Here is a 19,310-nt window from a genome sequence, read left to right on the forward strand (position 1 = left end):
GCGCAGCGATAGGGTCCATTGTGCTTGTTTTGTTATTGTCCGCAGCGGCGTTTGCGGCGCCGAAGTCGGCAAGCGCCTACTACAGCGATGCGGCGTTCCAGTATATTGAAAACCGCTTGCCCTCGGCAGAAATTACTTGTAACGAAGGCCTGCAATATTATCCGAACGATCAGAAACTGCAAATGCTCCTGGACCGTATTCACGAGGCCAAGGACGAGCAGAAGAACGAAAACAAGAAAAACGACAAGAATCAGGATAATAACCAAGACCAGAATCAGGACCAGAACAAGGACGAAAATCAGCAGGACCAGAATAAGGACCAGCAAAACCAAGACCAGAATCAGAATGGTGACGGGCAGTCCAGCAGTTCTGAATCTGACCAGAATCAAGACCAGCAGAATGGTCAGAATGGCGACCAGTCCAGCGATTCGAAGTCCGAAAGTTCCGACAGCAACGAAGGCGGTGCCGGCCAACAGCCCGAGCAGCAGCCCGAGGGCGAATCCAGCGACAGCAATGGTGGCGAAGAACCGCAGGAACAGCCGATGCAGATGGGAGAAATGAGCCCTGAAGAAGCGGCACAGCTGTTGAAGGATTTCGACGAGCAGAACGGCGAACGCAAGCCCTGGAAACCTATCCGCGGCCAAGCAAGACCTGCCAAAGACTGGTAAGTCGCTCATTTGTTACCCCGGCCGCAGTGCCGGGGTGTTCTTTTATGTTGGTGCCATACAAAACAAAAGATTGGATGTCGAAAAAATTTTAAATTGTGGCAAAATTTAATGGAGGAGCTCTTGTTTCAGAGTGCTTGTAAAAAAGCTAATTCAATGGCTTTGTGCCTTGTTTTGCTCGCGTGTTTGTTAATCGCAGGTTGTGGGAATGATGTTTCGTTCGAAATAGAAAATTTCCCTGAATCAGTTGCCGGTATAGATAAGTTGCCTAATTGCACTAGCACCTATGAGGGCGAGGAAATCTTTGTAGAAGATATCTCGAAAAAATTGCGGTGTGAAAATGGTTTGTGGGAAGATGCTGCGAAGGAACCTTCCAAGAAGACGTCTAGTTCATCAAAAAATCAGGACAAGAACGGTTCTTCATCGAATGACGACTCGTCGAATTCTAGTTCATCAACAAGTTTTAGCCAAGGCCGTTCCTGCGACAAATGCTATGTCGATGGCGACATTCTGGAAGACAAGCGAGATGGTACCAAGTACAAAACGGTCATTATTAATGGTAGACGTTGGATGGCGGAGAACCTGCGCTATGTCCCGGATGACCTGCGGGATTCCGTTAGTTGCTACATGGATTCTGCAAAGTTCTGTGACAAGTACGGTCCCATGTATCCGTATTCTGCGAAGGGAGTTACATCGTTCTTGGATATTGAAAATGTGTTTGACCATCATCCCTTTCCGTTCAAGAGAAGTGTATGCCCCGAAGGCTGGAGCGTGCCGAATACCGATGATTGGGACGCTTTGTTCGAATATGTTAGGGAGCTCACGACTGGTGGTGATACTACGGTGTGGCCCTGGGATAACACGTTGCTTTGGGACAAGTCGTGGCATCATGCAGACCGTTACTCAGAATACAGGGGCAATAATGCTTTGGGGTTCAGCATTTTGGGCGAAAACTACCAGGATACTACGGCGAAAAGTCCTTACGCTTGGCCTGTTTTCTGGGTTGATTTAAAAGGTCCTTCGAATTTCCAAGATGCAGAGTGGTTGACATACGATATGACGCTTATGATAAGCGCAGTGTACAAGGAATATGATTATGGGGATGGAAAAAAGCATGCGTTCATTCGCTGTGTAGAAAACGTTCCTGAGGAACCTCCTGAAATAGTCTTTGATTCTATTGTAGATAAACGCTATGGCGACAAATATAAAGTTGTAAAAATCGGATCCCAGTGGTGGATGGCAGAAAACCTCCGTTTCAAGGAAAATCCGGAATTTTGCCACCCCTATTCCGATGACAAGTATATCAAGGATGAATGCCATTATTCTGTTCATATTCCGGATGGATACTCTAAGGATATTTGCCCCGAAGGGTGGCTTGTCCCTACGATGGGGGACTGGTACAACCTGCTGTATTATGTTGCTACCCATAATGGGGATGAGTCTTTATTGGCAAGTCTTATCGATACGGCCTATTGGGAATCTCTACCGGACAGCTTGAAACATTCCGACTATAACTTTGGAATGAATATAAGGGCGGCTGGAGAGCGTGTTAATTATCCCTATAGGGGAGAAGGGGGAATGGCTTATGGTGGTATGTATGCGGGATTCTTGACGCGAACTATGTTGTTTGAAAGTCAGGGATTCGGCCATTACGATTATGTACCAATCCTGCACATTTATATTGTCGATTCTTCGAACAGCCTCTTTTTTTCTCGTTGTGGGGCAAATTCATTTGATGAGTTGGGATATTCCGTGCGTTGCATTAAGGAAGGTACAGGAGAAGAATAAGTATGAAAAAAGTTTTGAGAATATTCCCATTGTTCCTTCTGCCGATGCTTGTGGCTTGTGACGAAGAGGTGAAAACGATTTCGCCAGAATACGCCTGTGATGAAGTTGAATCTACAAAGGATTTACCCAAGTGCGAGGAAATCTTACACGGTATGACGTATTTTGTCCAGGATGAGAACATGAAGTACGAGTGCAACGGCTCGAAATGGATTGAGGAAATCGTAGCTGACACGAAGTCTTCTGCCCAGAGCCGTTCCAGCTCGTCGAAAGGGGATTCCAGCAAGGATTCTTCCGGTAATGAAAAGTCTTCCAGTTCAGGTGAGACTAAATCCTCTAGTAGTATGCAATCTTCCAGCAGCGTTGAATCTTCCAATAGTGCTGAATCTTCTAGTAGCGCCTATTATACTATTAGATTGTGGGGTGCATGTACCGCGGAGCGCGAGGGAGAAAGGCGTATACAGAATGACACTCTAGAAAAGTATTATGGAAGTGAGTTTATTTGCGAGCTTTCCCACTGGAGGAGAATGGTGGCGTACGATTACCCTCTTGAAGAAATGTTCAATCCGGATGTCGAATACGGAACATTGACGGATTCTCGCGACGGGAATATATATAGGACAGTTGTTGTTGGTGATATGGAATGGATGGCCGAAAATCTTCGCTACAAGATACCGGGTGATACCATATTTGATACAGGAGCGAACTGCTTTCGTCATCAGTTGAGGTATTGCAAGACGGGTGGATACCTATATAGTTCTGATGACATGACTGAGGCGTGTCCTAAAGGCTTTTACTTGCCTGATGAGAGCGACATCAGAGAACTGGCCGAGTTAGTCTCTTATGAGTCTGCGGGAGTTTCGAAGGCGTGGTTTAGCGAAGCTGATACCGTGATGCACTATACGAATGCTTCTGGACTTACCGTATTGCCAAATGGCTGGGATACTCGACCTTCTTATTGGATGCTTGGTTATACAAGTTTTACCAATGATAGCTATCATTGGAGAAACATACCTGTTTATTTTGTCATAGGCTTTCCAGAAGAGTGTGGAGAGAGTTCCTGCAAAAATACCGAAAAATGTCACTACATTCGCTGTTTCAGGCGCCTTGGTAATCAAGAAGAGGAATAAAATGATTCCATTAAGCCTCAGTTGAGGATGTTTTTGGTATATTCCCTCGTATGAGAACACGTGTACTAGCCTTTGTTGCTTTTTCTGCTGCTCTTCTTGTCGCTTGCGGTGACGATTCGTCGGCGAGTGCAGCTGATACTCTCTCGAGCGAAAGTTCGCTAACGTCTAGTTCTTCGGCGGATGATTCTTCCGGAGTAAAGTCTTCGAGTTCTGTAAAAGCATCTTCGGACTCAAAATCATCTTCGTCTCACGCTGAATCGAGTTCATCCGAAAAAACTGTGACATCTTCTGAATCGGCTCCGGTATCGTCTTCATCTGTTGCGTCGGAGGTTTCTTCGTCGAGTTTGGCGCCCGCGTCTTCTGGCAATAGCACCCCCGATGACGGCAAGTGCACCGCCTGCGACAGCTTTACCGCGGCAGACCCTGAACTCACCGAGAAGGGCGGCAAGGGGTCCGTGACTACCTACGGAAGCGTTACCGCTAAAGAGACTAGCCTGGGTGGCGCTTGCAATTACGGACAAACTAATATCCAGTATTACGCGGCGATTCACGTGAACGTTTCTCCCGGAGATGAAAAGGGCCCGTGGAATGGTGGCGCCGCTTGCGGTGGCTGCGTGCATGTGAAGGCGAGAACACCTGATGGCTGGAAGGAAGTCACGGTGCGCATTACCGACCGTTGTCCCGATGTAAATTGCGGAGTAGACTTGGGCGGTGCTCCGGCCTCTGATATTATGGGGATCAACGTTGGCCGTTATTCCGGCGAATGGGAATTTGTGAGTTGCGAAGGTGTAGAGGGCGTGTGGGGCGACTCCACCTCTATCTGGGTCAAGGAAGGTGCCAGCGAATTCTGGAGCATTATCCATGTGCGCAACCCGAAAGACATGGTCAAATCCATTACGATTTACGGCGTAGATACTCGCGATGTTCATGAACTCGAAATGGTCGTGGGCACCGAAAACTTCTGGACGGTTCCACAAAGCGTGCTGCAAACGGACAACCGCTATCGTGTCGTGGTCAAGTACCGCACCGGAACCGATGACGAGTGGAAAATAAAAGGCTCTGACTTAGCAGAGCCCGAAGCGAATCTGTATTTGTACGAGCATCGCAATTAAGACGTATGTATATGATATTTCAGGCATAATGAACGGATGACAATATATATACTCAAAATCTTTTTAAATTGATTGTAGAAAAATGCATAATGCCGTGGGAGGGCAAACTTGTATGGATTTTGATAAGATTCTATCGCATTATAAGGCGAATGCCTGCGTGATGTCCGTGGAACTGTACCCGGATGGATCTTATGGGAATATCCGCGTTGTGGCTGGGAACAAGGCTCATTGCGAAGAAATGGAGTCAACTCAGGGGCGCCCGTTTGTGCCGGATTGTCCGTATGAGTTTTGCTTCCCGAAAAACCAGAACTTCGAAGACCACTGTTTCCGCTGCGTGCAGTCGGGCAAGCCTCTCCATGCTTATGTGAACCTGTACATGATGGGCCTCTGGCTGAACATGTTCTTGATGCCGCTGGATTCCGACCGCGAAGACGTCGGTTACTGCGTTTACTGCTACGATGTGGCGCCCAAGGCCGATTCTTCGGCCATGGCAGACCTTTCCGGAGACACCGCCTCGAACGTTCTCAAGGCTTGTATCAAGCTGCGCGGTGCAGAAAATGTCAAGCAGACCTTCCAGGAAGTGGTTGAGGATATCCGTAAATCTTGCGAATCCGATCAATGCTGCATTTTGCTCACCGATGCTGAAAATCGCGAGTGCTCCATTTTTGCAGAATCGACTCGAGAAGGTCTGAAAGTACAGCCGATGTCGCGATATGTCGAAGGCTTTTACGCGATTGCAGAAACATGGCCGGAAACGCTTGCCGGCAGCACCTGCATTATTGTGAAAGACGAACGCGAAATGGAAAAGCTCCGCTTGACGAACCCGATTTGGGGCTCGATGCTTGACCTTTCCGGCGTAAAGACGATTATGCTTTTCCCGTTGCGTCATGGCGGTGAATTGCTCGGCTACTTGTGGACGGTTAATTTTAATGTCAATAATACGCTGATTATCAAGGAAACGCTTGAAGTCACGACATTCCTTATCGCATCTGAAATTTCGAGTTACTTGCTTTTGAACAAACTTCAAACGCTAAGTACAATCGATTCGCTTACTGGCGTGAAAAATCGTAATGTAATGAACAACCGCATTGACCAAATTGTGGCGGGGCGCAAGCCGACTCCCAAGGCCGTTATATTTGCCGACTTAAACGGACTCAAGTACACAAACGACGAACAGGGACATCTCTCTGGCGATAAAGTGTTGCGTTCGGCGGCAGAAATTCTGCAATACGTTTTCCCAAAAGAAGATGTGTATCGCGCCGGTGGCGACGAATTCATGGTGCTTGCTTCTGACATTACGGAAGACGAATTGAATACCCGCATTGCCAAAATACGCACGATGGCAAAACTGTCCGAAAACGTGTATTTCTCTATTGGCGTATGTTGTGGTGAACCCGATGTTCGTCGGGCAATGCATGTTGCAGACGAACGAATGTATGTCGACAAGAAGTCTTTTTACATCGAACACCCTGAATTAAAATACAGATAAGACCGTGAGGCTTCATGAACCAGCCTCGCGAATCTCGAACTTACGCGGCCATTGACTTAAAGTCGTTCTTTGCCTCGGTGGAATGTATCCTTCGGGGCCTTGATCCGCTTAAGGCAAAACTTGTAGTGGCCGACGAAAGCCGTACCGAGAAGACGATTTGCTTAGCGGTGACACCAGCGTTAAAAGCTTACGGAATTCCGGGGCGTGCGCGACTTTTCGAGGTGAACCAGAAGGTGCGCGAGGTGCTGCGTCGTACAGGCGAAAAGATTGAATTTACCATCGCAAAGCCGCAGATGGCAAAGTACGTGGAGTATTCCACGAAGGTGTACAATGTTTACTTGAAGTATGTGAGCGCCGAAGATATTCACGCGTATTCCATCGACGAATGTTTTCTGGACTTGACGAAATACCTGAAGTTGTACAAGAAGACTGCACGGGAATTGGTGAAAACGATTATTCAAGATGTCTTTGCGACTACAGGAATTACGGCCACCGGTGGCATCGGCACCAACTTGTACCTATGCAAGATTGCGATGGATGTGATGGCGAAGCATGTGGATGCGGATGCCGACGGCGTGCGCATTGCAGAACTTGACGAAATGAGTTACCGCAAGCAACTTTGGGCGCACAGGCCGCTCACGAGTTTTTGGCAGGTGGGGCGCGGCATTGCGGAGCGCCTGGAAAATTGCAGGCTGAATGCGGGGCGCGGCATTTACACGATGGGTGACATTGCCCGCGTGAGTGTGAAAAATCCCGAAGCGCTGTACAAACTTTTCGGCGTGAATGCAGAGATTTTGATTGACCATGCTTGGGGTTATGAGCCTTGCACGATTGCGGACATCAAGAAGTCAAAGCCGCGGAACAGAAGCACGGGCGAAGGCCAAGTTCTGCAGGATCCGTATCCGTTCGACAAGGCGCGTCTTGTGGTACGCGAAATGGTCGATACGGTTTCGATGACTTTGATTGCGCACGACCTTGTGACAAACGCGATGGTACTCACGGTGGGCTACGACCGCGAAAACGTAGACAAGGGGATTTACCACGGCGTGACCGTGACGGATTTTTACGGGCGCACGATTCCAAAGCCCGCTCATGGCACGGCAAGTATCGGTTATTATACCAGCTCACAATCGGTGATGGCCGATGCGGTCATGAAGCTTTTCGACCGCATCGTGGACCCGAAATTGACAGTGCGCCGCTTGAACTTGGTGGCCGCCGACATTGTGGATGCGAGCCACGAACAGTACGACTTGTTCACTGACGTGCAAAAGCAGGAAAAAGAAAAGAAGCGCCTGAAGGCGGAACTTTTAATCAAGAAACGTTTTGGCAAGAACGCGATTGTAAAAGGAATGGACTTGCAAGAAGGTGCTACTACCATCGAACGCAACGGACAAATCGGAGGACATCGTGCCTAGGGGTGTGAGGTCGCTCCCCTTGCAGGGTCGCTTTGAGGCTTGAGGTTTGTGGATAATGAAAAATTTTTAACTTTTAATACCTCGCTCCTCATACCTCAAAGCGCCAACGGCGCGAGCTCACCGCCTTTTATGATTGATAATTACAAAGACATCATCGATTTGCCGTATCCGCGGAACGATTGGAATTTTATGATGAAGCATCCGCGCATGAAAGTGGAAGACCGCGCAAAGATTTTCCACCCATTTGCGGCGTTGCGCGGGCATGCCGAGGCGCTTGATGCGACGGCCGAACTGAAGCGGGATTCGGTGGAACACGAATTCACGCTAGACGAGAATTTTTAAATTAGTGGTATCATGTCACAGCCTGTTCGCAACATTGCAATCCTTGCCCACGTAGACGCCGGAAAGACGACTCTTTCGGAGCGTATTCTTTTTGCGGCGGGCGAGGTTCGCCGGCCGGGCAAGGTGGAAGATGGCCTTGCCACCATGGACTACATGCCCGAAGAAAAAGAGCGCGGCATTACCATCGAGAGCGGCGTGGCGCATTTTGAATGGAAGAACACTTGGTTCAATTTTATCGATACGCCAGGGCATGTGGATTTTGGCGCCGAAGTCGACACGGCGCTTACAGCCGTTGAGGGCGCGGTACTTGTGGTGAGTGCCGCGAGCGGAGTGGAAACGCAGACGGTGGCCGCCTTCCGTAAACTGCGCGAAGCGGGCGTGCGGACGATTCTATTTGTCAATAAGCTCGACAATCCCGACTATTCGCTTGACGAAACGCTAATTAATATTGAAGAAGTTTTAGGCGTGCGCCCGGTGCTCATGACGCTCCCGGAATACAAGGGCGGACGCATGTCGGGCGTACTCGATGTGCTGAGCAAGAGCCGCCTGATTCATTCGGATTCGGGTGAAGAAGTTGTGGATGATTCCTGGCCGCAAGCAGGTGAGGTAAGCGATTCTACCGAGAAAATCAAGAAGCATTACGCCGAGGCGGTAGAATTCGCGAGCAACTTCGATGACGAAGTCTTGCAGCTTGCGCTCGAAGGAAAATCGGTTCCGCCCAAGACGCTTTTGCGCGGGCTCAAGGAACTGGCGAAGAGCAATGATTATGCGCTTTGCTATGCAGGCTCAGCGATGGAAGGCTTCGGTGTGCGCAGCCTTACCACAGCACTTTCGTTCTTCTTGCCTGACGTACCTGAATTTGCAGACAATGAATTAGGACAGGTGATTCGCTTGCGCCACTTTAAGGGTGTGGGCGAGATTTCACTGTTCCGCAGTCATACGAACATGGAGCGCAAGGAATGGCCCGCGGGTTTTGAATTTTCTCGCCTGAAAGCAAACTTATTGCAGCCCGTGGACGAGATCCGCTCCGGCGATATTTACGCCATGCGCAGCCCGTTCGAAACGGAACTGGGTGAAATTCTCAAAGTGACGCCCGAAGGGCGGAGCGACCCCATACCTCAAAGCGACCAAGGGGAGCGCGCTCATTCCTCTATCCGCGATAAGTACCAGCCGCTCTTGCAGACCCGCGTGGAATGCCTGGGCGCCGAAGATTATCATCATGTCGAAAAGAGCCTGAATGTTTTGGCTCGCATGGACCCGAGTTTCCGCGTGCAAAAAGACGATGGCGGATTCTGGTATTTGCATACGGTGGGCGAAGTGCAACTCGACGTATTGCTTGCCCGACTCAAGCGTGAATTCGGCTGCGAAGTCAAGGCAGGATCACCTGAAGTCCGTTGGCAAGAACGCCTGTGCCGTAACGTGGGCCCGGTCGAAAATACATTCCAGCTTGGCCCCCACAAGATTTCTATCAAGCTTTCGGCGACGCCGCTCGATGGCGACGCACATGACATTCGCCTGTCGGCTGAATTCCTGGAAACAGCCCCGCGCGAAATTTTGGCAGGTGTGCGTTCTGCGCTTCTGGAATCTACGGAAATCGGCGTACTCGGCAAGGGCCCGCTCGTAGGCGTGTGCTTTGAAGTCCATGAATTCACTTGGACCGAAGGCGCTTTGCCGCCCATGATTAAAAAAGCTTGTGCCGATGCGGTCACCAAGCTTATCAAGCCTGCCGATGTTCAATTGTACGAACCTGTCATGGAGCTGTCGCTGGAATGCCCTGTGAATTTTGCAGGCCTTGTGACGGGCGATATCCAGTCTCGCGATGGCAAGGTGAAGGAAATCGGTGGCGACGGCAAGACCCATTTTTTGAAGGCCGAAGTCCCGCTGCGTAAGATTTTCGGTTATGCGACAGGCGTCCGCAGCATCAGCAAAGGTACGGCTCTTTACAGCATGAAATTGCTCGGCTACCGCCCCGCGACAGTTTGATATATATTTAAAACATGAGCGCCCAAATCCCCAATCCAAATACGATTCATCCCATCGCTGGCTACGACAAGGAAATCTACGTCAAGCCGACCATCAAAAATCCGAACATCATCGTCGGGGATTTTACCTACATCGCTGACTCGGAATTCGAAAGCCATGTGACGCACCATTACGACTTTATCGGCGACAAGCTCATCATCGGGAAGTTCTGCCAAATTGCAGCTGGCGTGGAATTTGTGATGAATGGCGCGAACCACCAGATGAATGCCGTTTCGACTTTCCCGTTCTATACGCTTGAAGGCTGGGACATGAAGCCACCTGCTGCAAGCGATATGCCGTTCAAGGGCGATACCGTTATCGGGAACGATGTGTGGATTGGGCAGAATGCGACAATCTTGCCTGGCGTGCATATTGGTGACGGCGCGATTATCGGCGCGAACAGCGTTGTCGCTAGCGACGTGGAGCCTTATTCGATTGTCGTCGGGAACCCGGTCAAGTTGATCCGCTACCGCTTTGATGGCGAACTGACTTCGCTCCTTTTGAAATTCAAGTGGTGGGATAAGCCCGTCGAAGAAATCAACGCGCTGATTCCTATTCTCACGAACAGCGATTTGGAATTCGTGAAGAAAGAAATTACATCCTTGCTGCCTGTGAGCAATAAGCGCTCAATTATAATTGAGCGCGATTGCGAGAGTTCGTGATTATCACGAACGGTTCTGCTTGGCCCTACGCCTAAAATGCTCGATAAGCGGGGCGACGGTTTCCTTGAAGTCGTCGTGAGTCTCGATGCGTACGAAGTCGATGGACATGCGCTGGAACAGCTCCTTGGTCGCCTTGCCCTGGCGCTTTGCCTCGCGGGCGAACGCTTCGCGGAAAGTCGCATCGCCGGTATCAATGAGGAGTGTTTCTCCGGTTTCGGGATCTTCTAGTTCTACGAGGCCCGCGGGCGGGAGTTCCATTTCGCGCGGGTCTACGACGGAGACCGCAAGCACGTCGTGGCGCTTACGGAGAATCTTGAATGCGTTCTCGAAACCTTCGTCCAGGAAGTCGCTCATCACCACGACGACGGCACGACGATTCAAAATCTTGCCTGCATATTCCAGTGCCACCTGCGTGTTCGTGCCGTGGTGCTGCGGCTTGAAGTAGAGAATTTCGCGAATGAGCCGCAGCACGTGCTTGCGACCTTTCTCCGGCGGGATGAACAGTTCGACCTGGTCGGTGTAGATGAGCAGGCCGACCTTATCGTTGTTCTTGATGGCGGCAAATGCGAGCAAAGCGGTTAAAGTCGCCATGACCTCGCCCTTCATCTGCTTGCCCGAACCGAATTCCGAGCTGCTGGAAGCGTCGACCATCAAAAGCATGGTCATTTCGCGTTCTTCGATAAACTTTTTCACGTAGGGCGTGCCGGTACGCGCCGTCACGTTCCAGTCAATGGTACGCACGTCGTCGCCCGGCATGTATTCGCGAACCTCGCTGAATTCCATACCGTTCCCCTTGAAGGAACTGTGGTAGGCACCGGTCATCACGGTGTCGAGCGTGCCGCGAACGCTAAGTTCAATGCGGCTCACGGTCTTTAAAACTTCTTTATCTAGCATTTCAAAGTCTCTTTTTTTACGCTAAGAATATACAAAAGTGCGAAAGAAAAAGTCGCCAATGAGCAGGGAATGAAGTTGTTGCAACCTCGAAACATCGGTATGTACGGGCTAGGCGTGGGTGACTTTGATAATTGGCCTGTACGCAAGCCGATTTTTAAGAAAAAAAATTTGATTTTTTTGATGTTGTACAGGCCAAATGTGGTACTTTTATCGGTTTAGCCTGTACCAAAGTGCACTTTTGAAGAAAAAATTGTGATTTTTTGCGGCGTGGTACAGGCTAAGCGAGGTGTCTTTGTACATCTAGCCTGTACAGAGGCTGTTTTAGAGACAAACACAATGCTTTTTCAAGGACTTTGTACAGGCTAAAATCGGTTTTCAGAGCTGTTTGGCCTGTACAAGTGTCTTTTGGGGCGAATCACATATATAAAAAACGGAAAAATAAGCAACTTGGGGCGGCCGCCCGCAAAAAAAATGATTATTTTGTTAGGCGAAAGGCTGAATCACTCAACCCTAATTACAGGTAGCTATGTCGGCAAAAGTAACGAGCAGCGACAAGATTGAAGATTTGTTCCCGGAAACCCCCATCCGCAAGATCATCACGCCGATGGAACGGTTGATGAAGGTGGAAACGACCGGTGGCATCGTTTTGATTATCATGACGATTGCGGCCCTGATCTGGGCGAATGTCAGTCCTGAATCTTACCATCATGTTTGGCACATGCCGTTTGCCTTGACGATTGGCAGTTGGGTCGGTTCGGCCGATTTGCATTGGCTCATTAACGACGCCATGATGACGATTTTCTTCTTCAATATCGGGCTTGAAGTCAAGGGCGAAATGACCTATGGCGAACTCAGGAACCCGAAGGCGGCGAGCCTCCCGATTATCGCGGCGGCTGGCGGTATGTTGTTCCCGGCTTTGATTTACTTGCTGCTTTGCCCGCATGGCGCCAATAGTGCGGCCCATGGTTGGGGTGTCCCGACGGCGACCGATATTGCTTTTGTGGTGGGCTGCATGGCCATTCTCGGAAAGAAGGTGCCGCATGCCCTGCGTGTGATGATTTTGACTCTGGCTATCGCCGACGATATCGGTGCAATTCTCGTGATTGCGATTGGTTACCCGAGCGGCGACGGAGTGAACTTTGTTGCGCTCGGTACGGGTTTTGCCTTGCTCGCCTTGATCAACGTGATGTTTAGAATTGGCGTGCGCAACTTGCTGTTGCATGGCGTGATTGGCATTGCGGTGTGGGCGTTCTTTGTGAAGAGCGGCGTGCACCCGACTATCGCGGGCGTGCTGCTTGGACTCTCGGTGCCGGCAAAGCCTGTGCTTGCGAAGGGTAAGCTTGCCCATTTCGCCGGCAGCGTGGGTGGAGCTCTTTCGGGCGAAGCCAAGGACCGCAACGAACAGTACGAAGTGTTTACGCTTTTGAAGCGCGGTGCCCGCGAAAGTATTTCGATGCAGGAACGCTTCTTCAAGCCGCTCGTTCCGTGGGTGAACTTCTTTATCATGCCGCTGTTCGCGCTCAGCAACGCGGGTGTCGAAATCAAGCTGGGCGGCGTGGAAGTGCCTGTGATGGGTGCGGTGGCCTTGGCCTTGATTCTGGGTAAGCCGATAGGCATTTTCCTGTTCAGCCTGCTTGCCGTAAAGATTGGCGTGTCGGTGAAGCCGAGCTACAGCTGGAAGATTTTGTGGGGCGGCGGTATGCTTGCCGGTATCGGCTTTACCATGGCCCTGTTTGTGGCGAACCTCGCCTTCGAGGTGGGCGACCGTCAGGATTCCGCGAAGCTCGGTATTCTCTTGGGTAGCTTCTGTGCCGCAATCCTTGGCACCATCTACATGAACCTCGTGTCGAAGGCGCATCACGAAGAATCGTAATGTCGCACTTTGTGTACATGCTCCGTTGTGCGGGCGATCGCATTTATACGGGGTATGCTGTGGATGTAGAAGCTCGTTTTGAACAACATAAATCCGGCAAGGGAGCGAAGTTTACCAAGGCGTTCCCGCCGCAGTGCATTCTGCGAAAATTCGAGCTTTCCTCCCATGAAGAGGCTCTACGCCTAGAGGCGCGCATCAAGAAACTCCCCCGCCCGCAAAAAGAGCTACTCGCCGCAGGGGATGTGCCCCTGGCCGCAGAACTGCTCGCAGGCCTCGGCGAAACCCTTGAAGAATGTCGCGCCCGCAAGCGCCGCGAAAAACGGGAAAACATTACCTCTCACGACGATTGATATTGTATATTTCTGCAAGAAAGAATCTGTCGAAATAGGGGATGACATGTTTTTTACTGACAGAATAAATACGCTTGAAGCCTTGTTCCGTGTCCGGACGGCCATCTTTGGGAAAAAGCTCCAGGTTTTCGAAGGGCGAGATGGCGTGATGAGCCTTTTGCAGGAATCGCTTGATGTGCAAACTAACGAAAGGGATTACCAGACTGCATTGGACATTATCAGGCCTTTGATGAAGGTGGCAGAAGATCATCCGTTCGTTTCTGACGATTCCGTCGAATATATCTCGATTTCCAGCAGAATGGAGCGTGCGCTTTACAAGCATTATTTTGAGGCTCAGTCAAGTCGATTGGTAAAGAACGTTCATTCCTGCTGCCCGATGGAATTTATCTGGCGGCAGGCGGGTCTTTTGGAATTGAACCTGGCAAATTATCCTGACGCAGAAAAGGCAATGTCCAATGCGACAAAATGGAACCCGGTTTCGGCAAAATACAGGCTCATGCTTGCACGAATCCATAGCGATCAAGGACGTTGGGAGAATGTAGTAGAAGATGCAGTGGCTGCCATGAAAGTTGCCTACAGGACAAACGACTTGATTCTCTGTTTTAGATTCCTGCGCAATTACTTCCTTTACAAAAAGATGTATCTGGAAGCGGTATACTGCAGTTTTGCGCGGTTGAATTATACGGATTCCGGCTGTGTTCTAGATGAAATCGTCGACGACATTTTGGGGTATGCCACGATGGTCGATGTTGAGCTTGACCAATCGAATGACGGGAGCATGACGGAGTCCTTAAAGCGCTTTGGCATTACACTCGGATTTAATCCGGATGTCGTGGCGGTGGCAAAAAAGAATTGTGAAGAAGCTTTTTTGGCCGGCGATGCGGAGTTGGCGAATTACTTCGCCGAAATCATGTCGGGTTTAAAAACCGTACAAGAAAAAAAGGAAGCGTTCAACTTAAAACAGCTGGTTGAACATTACAAGAACATCAAGAGTTGATTACTTCACAATCAAGTCCACCACGAGCGCTATAGCCATGCCGATGCTGCAGACGCTAATGAATCGCTGAATAAACTTGTTGCCTTTTTTACGCTGCAAAAAGCTACCGAAATAGCCTCCAACCCAGGCGCCACCTGCCATCAACACCGCAATGGGCCAGTTGATTTTGCCGTTGATTCCAAGGGTGACGGTACTTACCACCAAGAACACGTTGGTGAGGGAATTCTTGAGGGCGTTAATCTGGATTGGCGAAAGTCCGGTGTAGCGCGTGAGTCCAAAAATCTGCACGAATCCGACACCGACTTGCACGATGCAACCGTAGACGGCAATGCCGAAAAAGCCGAGTGCGCCCTTGAGGGTGAGTTTTTCGGGCGGTGCCACCGGAGGCTTGCCTAGAATATCCTTGCGCAGGTTGCTCATGATAACCACAAGGCAGATGACGACGGCAAGAATTGCCTGGAACAGCTTGTCACCGATACGCACTAGGAAACACGCTCCAAGAAGGGCTCCGAGGATAGTGGGCGTGAGCAGTTGAAAGAAAATGCGCTTGTTCAGGTAGCCGTGACGCGCCAGGTTGAAGGCGCTGCTGAAATTCCCGATAATGAGTCCTATACGGTTCGTACCGTTTGCAACAGTGGCGGGCATCCCAAGGAAAATCATGATAGGAAGGCTCAAGGTAGAGCCGCCGCCTGCGATGCTATTGATAAGACTTACCACTGCGCCTAATACGAAATAGGCGGCGTAAAGTGCAAGTGCTGTAGGCTCGAAATTCATCGCGCCCAAATATAGAATTATCCGAAGAAGGCGTCGCTAAGGGATGCGCGGAAGGCGTGGATGCGGTCGGCGTTTGCTTCGCGGTGCGGGTAGGTAAAGTTACTGAGCAGCACCACGGCGGCACCCTTGTCGGGGTCGGCTACGATGCTTGCGCCGGTGAATCCCGTCTTGCCGAAGGTACGCGGCGAAATTTTTGTGCCCATGAATTTTGCGTTGTTCAGTTCCCAGCCGAGGGCGGTGCAGGCGTCCTTGGCGGTGGAATACTTGCTGGCCGAATCGAGCGCAAAGGCGTTTTCGCTGACCATCTTGAGAATTCCCGCCGGAGCGACCCGTGCGCATTTCCCGCCACATCCATTCGCAATCATACCATCGTTCAAAATCATTTGTACAAAATTCAGCAAGTCGGGCACGCAGCTGAACATGCCGGCGCTACCGACGGGGAACAGCTTTCGCAGCACCCAGGCGCTTTCGTCATGAATTTCACCCTGGATTTCGCGACCCCTGAAGTTACAAATTTCGGTCGGCGATATTTCTGCTTTCGGAATCGGATTCCAGTCGCGGTCAAGCGGATCCCAGCCGGAACGTGTCATGCCGAGTGGGATAAAGAATCGCTCGCGGCCTTGCTGCTGCAGGTCCTTGCCCATAAGGCGCTGCAGTATGATTCCAAGAAGTACGCTTGCGGGGTTGCCGTAATTAAAATCTGCGCCGGGAGCCTTTTCAAACTGGTACGTGAACAGGGCGTTCAGAATGCCTTCGGCAGGCAGCGTGCGCAGGGTCTTCATGGGCACACGGTAATCGAGACTGTGCGTCAGCAAGTGGAAAACACGAATGTCTTCGCGGTAATTGGTCTGGAGTTCGGGAATGAAGTCAATGACCTTTGTATCGACCGAGAGCTTGCCTTCGAGAATGTAACTCAGGGCGAGTGTGGAGGTGGGGCACACCTTGGTGAGGCTCGCGATGTCGAAAACCGTATTTTTGGGCGTGTTTAGCGTCAAAATTTCACGGCGACCGTCGGGTAAAATGAATCCGGCGACTGCTTTGTTGAAAATACCCTCGGATTCAGCCCTCTTGAGCAGGCCTTCTAATGTTTCTTTTTCGAACTTCATGTACAGAAATATAGCATAGTGATTTTTTATTCCGAAATATCTTATATTTTGATTGTGTTCTCTAGGACTATAGAAAACGAGAATCGCGTAAGAGTTCTTTACGGGATAATCCTTGTTGTGGTGGGGCTGGCCTTTGCCACAGTCGGCGTGTACATATTCAAAGATTATTTGGAATCCGTAAAACAAGAAACCTTGCTCGCGGGCAAGATGTCCAATGCCAAGGATGCAGAAGCAATCAACGGATTCTTGGCCCGCGGCGAATCGGTGCTGCGCGTAACCACTCGCATCGCAGAAAAGAGTTTGGATCATGGGGCCACGTTGGCGCAGATTGAATCGCTGTTGGTTTCCGAAGCGGAATATTACAGACATTCGAACGATATTGTCTTGTGCAATATGTTTGGATTGCTCCGCGATGAATTCCTGAGCGGCGGCCGTTGGACTCCTGCCGCAGGTTATGTACCTTCGGTTAGACCCTGGTACCAGAATGCCCCTATGGAAAAGGACAAGGTTGCCTTGATTCCGACTCACCTGGATCCGCACAGTGGCGAACAGGTGGTGACCATCAGTTTGCGCCTTTCCGATAAGAAAAGCGTTCTTGCGGTTGATCTGTTCTTGAAAGACTTAATTGCCGATGTCAAGAAGAGTGACTTGTCGAACATGTTGGTCATTATCGACAAGAAGGGTGTGGTTATTTCGCACACGGATATTACCCAGAATGGAAAGAACTACTTGTCGGCTGATTTCTGGGGCACGGACGAGGAAAAACTGGCCCGGGCGATTTCGTTTGCCAGCGAAGAACCGTTTGTCTTTAACCTGAGAGGCAGGGACTATCGCGTATTCTCGGCGCTGGTGCAGGGTGACTGGTATGTAGTCCGCCTTGTTGAAGAACGTACTCTCTGGAAGACCTTGAATATTGCTGTCTTGCGCAATGCGATTCTTATCTTCTTGATTTATGTATTGTTTGTATTGCTGTTCACGGCGGTATTTGCAAAATACTTGAGGCTTATTCGCGTGAACCGCTCCAAGACGGCGTTCCTTACGAGCATGAGCCGCGAGATTCGTTCTTCGGTGAATGGTATTCTCGGTATGAATTCCATCGTGCAAAAGGAATTGCACGATGACAACATGAAGGAATATTCCAATAACATCCAGAGTGCTGGTCAAAGCATTATTTCGTTGGTGAACGATGTGCTGGATGTTTCGAAAATCGAGTCGGGCCGCCTGAGTATTGAATCGATGGAATACGACGTCTTTACGGTTTTGCAGGAATGCTACAATGAAAATGAACCGAAGGCGAAGGCGAAGGGCCTGACCTTCCACATTGATTGCGATCCCGATATTCCGTCTTGCCTGTGGGGCGACCAGAATCGTATTATCCAGATTATCAACAACCTGCTTTCGAATGCGGTCAAGTTTACCGAAGTGGGTGGTGTTTCCTTGTCGGTGGGCTTTGACAACTTGCCGCCGATTGGTTCGCTCCGGACAGACGACTACATCATGTTGAAGATAGCCGTCAAGGACACTGGTGTCGGCATCCGCAAGGAAGACCGCGATACCATATTCAAAAGGTACCTTCCCAAGAATCCAAAAGATGAAAGCGATATCGAGGGGATGGGTCTTGGACTTAGCCTAACACAAGAGCTCTTGGCGAAGTGCGGCGGGCAAATAACGATTAACAGTCGCTACGGCGAAGGATCTTCGTTCCTAGTAGAAATTCCGCAGTTGGTGTTGAATACAGAACCCATGGGCGACTTTGTGATGCGCTACAGGAATGCCTCGCGCAAGAACAAGGAAGTGGCCGAAGTGTTCTTGGCGCCTGAAGCAAGAATTTTGATTGTCGATGACGTTGAACTGAATATCAAGATGTTCCGCGGCTTCTTGAATAATTCGAGAGTGAAGATTGACGAAGCCCTGAGCGGTCACCAGTGTTTGCAACTGGTAGAATCCAGACATTACGACCTGATTTTCTTGGACCACATGATGCCGGTGATGGACGGTGTGGATGTCTTTAGAAAAATGAGGATGATGGACAAGTATCCGAACAAGGATACGCCTGTGATAGCCCTTGTGTCTGAAGGGGAATCGTTTGCCAAGGATTCGTTCCTTGCCGAAGGCTTTGCCGATTATTTGCTTAAGCCGGTCAAGGAACGCGACCTGCGTCGCACCATGAAGTGGTACTTGCCCAAGCAGCTAGTGCTGACTCCCGAGGACTTGACGGAACCTGTGGTCCCGACGGTGAACTTGATGAACGGAGTGGGCAGTACGTCTAGCAACAAGATTGGAACGACGTTCGGAGATGACGAACTTGAACTGCGGTCGATTACGGCGCCGACGCTGCTTGACCGCTTCAAGGCCTTCAGTGAGTTCCTGGATATCAAGGCCGGTTTGAACTACTGCGCCGACGACGAAGAAATCTATGTAGAAATGCTACAGGAATACGTCGGTTCTCCGCTGTGTAGAAACGTGGATACCTGCTACAAGAATTCCGACTGGGACAATTACCGTTTCTACATGCATGTGCTTTATGATTCGTCTGTCGCCATTGGGGCTATCTCGATGGCGGAAATATTCCGTAATCTGGAAACGGCAAGCCGCGAATCTCGAATGAAAATTGTTCAAGATACTCATGAGCTCGCCATGGCTCTGCATGCTGAACTGATTGAAAACATCCAGAGGGGGCTTGACGAACGATGA

Annotated in this window: 16 protein-coding genes; 13 read left to right on the top strand and 3 right to left on the bottom strand. The window is 50.2% G+C overall.

Annotation, left to right across the window (positions count from 1 at the left end):
- The first annotated feature begins 20 nt into the window (after positions 1-20).
- The 9 genes from BUC02_RS16305 to BUC02_RS12430 all read left to right on the top strand — a co-directional run bounded on the left by BUC02_RS16305 (position 21) and on the right by BUC02_RS12430 (position 10,622).
- Entirely contained in the window at positions 21-668 is a 648-nt protein-coding gene (locus BUC02_RS16305) for a hypothetical protein (RefSeq protein WP_175549863.1), read from the top strand.
- 261 nt (positions 669-929) lie between these two features.
- Positions 930-2,453, top strand: coding sequence for an FISUMP domain-containing protein (locus tag BUC02_RS12395; protein WP_217653083.1), 1,524 nt, complete (start codon positions 930-932; stop codon positions 2,451-2,453).
- Positions 2,454-2,455: 2 nt separating this feature from the next.
- Positions 2,456-3,580: an FISUMP domain-containing protein gene (locus tag BUC02_RS12400; protein WP_073322968.1), complete on the top strand. Its 1,125-nt coding sequence runs from the start codon at positions 2,456-2,458 to the stop codon at positions 3,578-3,580.
- A gap of 50 nt (positions 3,581-3,630) precedes the next feature.
- Positions 3,631-4,692 (top strand): expansin family protein, encoded by a 1,062-nt coding sequence (locus BUC02_RS12405; protein ID WP_254794215.1) that lies wholly within the window; start codon positions 3,631-3,633, stop codon positions 4,690-4,692.
- Positions 4,693-4,804: 112 nt separating this feature from the next.
- A complete protein-coding gene (locus tag BUC02_RS12410) occupies positions 4,805-6,181 on the top strand; it encodes a sensor domain-containing diguanylate cyclase (RefSeq protein ID WP_073322972.1) in 1,377 nt (458 codons plus the stop codon).
- 14 nt (positions 6,182-6,195) lie between these two features.
- Positions 6,196-7,596: a Y-family DNA polymerase gene (locus BUC02_RS12415; RefSeq protein WP_073322974.1), complete on the top strand. Its 1,401-nt coding sequence runs from the start codon at positions 6,196-6,198 to the stop codon at positions 7,594-7,596.
- Positions 7,597-7,725: 129 nt separating this feature from the next.
- Positions 7,726-7,938 (top strand): hypothetical protein, encoded by a 213-nt coding sequence (locus tag BUC02_RS12420; RefSeq protein ID WP_073322976.1) that lies wholly within the window; start codon positions 7,726-7,728, stop codon positions 7,936-7,938.
- Between the two features lie 12 nt (positions 7,939-7,950).
- Positions 7,951-9,921, top strand: a complete 1,971-nt coding sequence (locus BUC02_RS12425; RefSeq protein WP_073322978.1) for an elongation factor G — start codon at positions 7,951-7,953, stop codon at positions 9,919-9,921.
- Positions 9,922-9,935: 14 nt separating this feature from the next.
- Positions 9,936-10,622 carry a CatB-related O-acetyltransferase gene (locus BUC02_RS12430; protein WP_073322980.1) on the top strand — a complete coding sequence of 229 codons (687 nt, stop codon included), beginning with the start codon at positions 9,936-9,938 and terminating at the stop codon, positions 10,620-10,622.
- Between the two features lie 3 nt (positions 10,623-10,625).
- On the opposite strand, the gene BUC02_RS12435 is transcribed toward BUC02_RS12430, so the two are convergent.
- Positions 10,626-11,516 carry a DUF58 domain-containing protein gene (locus BUC02_RS12435; RefSeq protein ID WP_073322982.1) on the bottom strand — a complete coding sequence of 297 codons (891 nt, stop codon included), beginning with the start codon at positions 11,514-11,516 and terminating at the stop codon, positions 10,626-10,628.
- 526 nt (positions 11,517-12,042) lie between these two features.
- On the opposite strand from BUC02_RS12435, the gene nhaA reads away from it, so the two are divergent.
- The 3 genes from nhaA to BUC02_RS12450 are packed head-to-tail and all read left to right on the top strand — an operon-like array spanning position 12,043 to position 14,736.
- Complete coding sequence (gene nhaA / locus BUC02_RS12440) at positions 12,043-13,389, top strand: Na+/H+ antiporter NhaA (protein WP_073322984.1); 1,347 nt, start codon at positions 12,043-12,045, stop codon at positions 13,387-13,389.
- Positions 13,389-13,739, top strand: coding sequence for a GIY-YIG nuclease family protein (locus tag BUC02_RS12445; RefSeq protein ID WP_073322986.1), 351 nt, complete (start codon positions 13,389-13,391; stop codon positions 13,737-13,739). The genes nhaA and BUC02_RS12445 overlap by 1 nt, the downstream gene beginning before the upstream one ends.
- A gap of 46 nt (positions 13,740-13,785) precedes the next feature.
- A complete protein-coding gene (locus tag BUC02_RS12450) occupies positions 13,786-14,736 on the top strand; it encodes a tetratricopeptide repeat protein (protein WP_073322988.1) in 951 nt (316 codons plus the stop codon).
- On the opposite strand, the gene BUC02_RS12455 is transcribed toward BUC02_RS12450, so the two are convergent.
- Positions 14,737-15,510: a sulfite exporter TauE/SafE family protein gene (locus BUC02_RS12455; RefSeq protein WP_073322990.1), complete on the bottom strand. Its 774-nt coding sequence runs from the start codon at positions 15,508-15,510 to the stop codon at positions 14,737-14,739.
- 17 nt (positions 15,511-15,527) lie between these two features.
- Positions 15,528-16,616 carry a serine hydrolase domain-containing protein gene (locus tag BUC02_RS12460; protein WP_073322992.1) on the bottom strand — a complete coding sequence of 363 codons (1,089 nt, stop codon included), beginning with the start codon at positions 16,614-16,616 and terminating at the stop codon, positions 15,528-15,530.
- Positions 16,617-16,670: 54 nt separating this feature from the next.
- Here BUC02_RS12460 and BUC02_RS12465 point away from each other — a divergent pair, with 54 nt between their 5' ends.
- The gene (locus BUC02_RS12465) at positions 16,671-19,310 is read left to right on the top strand and encodes a hybrid sensor histidine kinase/response regulator (RefSeq protein ID WP_139261149.1); all 2,640 of its coding nucleotides are present in this window, start codon (positions 16,671-16,673) and stop codon (positions 19,308-19,310) included.

It is taken from the genome of Fibrobacter sp. UWOV1 (assembly GCF_900142495.1).
Lineage (GTDB): Bacteria > Fibrobacterota > Fibrobacteria > Fibrobacterales > Fibrobacteraceae > Fibrobacter.

What these genes read in the sequence shown, in the direction of transcription:
- BUC02_RS12455 (WP_073322990.1), bottom strand. Translation starts at nt 15,510, where the DNA reads ATGAATTTCGAGCCTACAGCACTTGCACTTTACGCCGCCTATTTCGTA.
- BUC02_RS12430 (WP_073322980.1), top strand. Translation starts at nt 9,936, where the DNA reads ATGAGCGCCCAAATCCCCAATCCAAATACGATTCATCCCATCGCTGGC.
- BUC02_RS12460 (WP_073322992.1), bottom strand. Translation starts at nt 16,616, where the DNA reads ATGAAGTTCGAAAAAGAAACATTAGAAGGCCTGCTCAAGAGGGCTGAA.
- BUC02_RS12445 (WP_073322986.1), top strand. Translation starts at nt 13,389, where the DNA reads ATGTCGCACTTTGTGTACATGCTCCGTTGTGCGGGCGATCGCATTTAT.
- BUC02_RS12400 (WP_073322968.1), top strand. Translation starts at nt 2,456, where the DNA reads ATGAAAAAAGTTTTGAGAATATTCCCATTGTTCCTTCTGCCGATGCTT.
- BUC02_RS12425 (WP_073322978.1), top strand. Translation starts at nt 7,951, where the DNA reads ATGTCACAGCCTGTTCGCAACATTGCAATCCTTGCCCACGTAGACGCC.
- nhaA (WP_073322984.1), top strand. Translation starts at nt 12,043, where the DNA reads ATGTCGGCAAAAGTAACGAGCAGCGACAAGATTGAAGATTTGTTCCCG.
- BUC02_RS12435 (WP_073322982.1), bottom strand. Translation starts at nt 11,516, where the DNA reads ATGCTAGATAAAGAAGTTTTAAAGACCGTGAGCCGCATTGAACTTAGC.
- BUC02_RS12410 (WP_073322972.1), top strand. Translation starts at nt 4,805, where the DNA reads ATGGATTTTGATAAGATTCTATCGCATTATAAGGCGAATGCCTGCGTG.
- BUC02_RS12405 (WP_254794215.1), top strand. Translation starts at nt 3,631, where the DNA reads ATGAGAACACGTGTACTAGCCTTTGTTGCTTTTTCTGCTGCTCTTCTT.
- BUC02_RS12415 (WP_073322974.1), top strand. Translation starts at nt 6,196, where the DNA reads ATGAACCAGCCTCGCGAATCTCGAACTTACGCGGCCATTGACTTAAAG.
- BUC02_RS12450 (WP_073322988.1), top strand. Translation starts at nt 13,786, where the DNA reads ATGTTTTTTACTGACAGAATAAATACGCTTGAAGCCTTGTTCCGTGTC.
- BUC02_RS12420 (WP_073322976.1), top strand. Translation starts at nt 7,726, where the DNA reads ATGATTGATAATTACAAAGACATCATCGATTTGCCGTATCCGCGGAAC.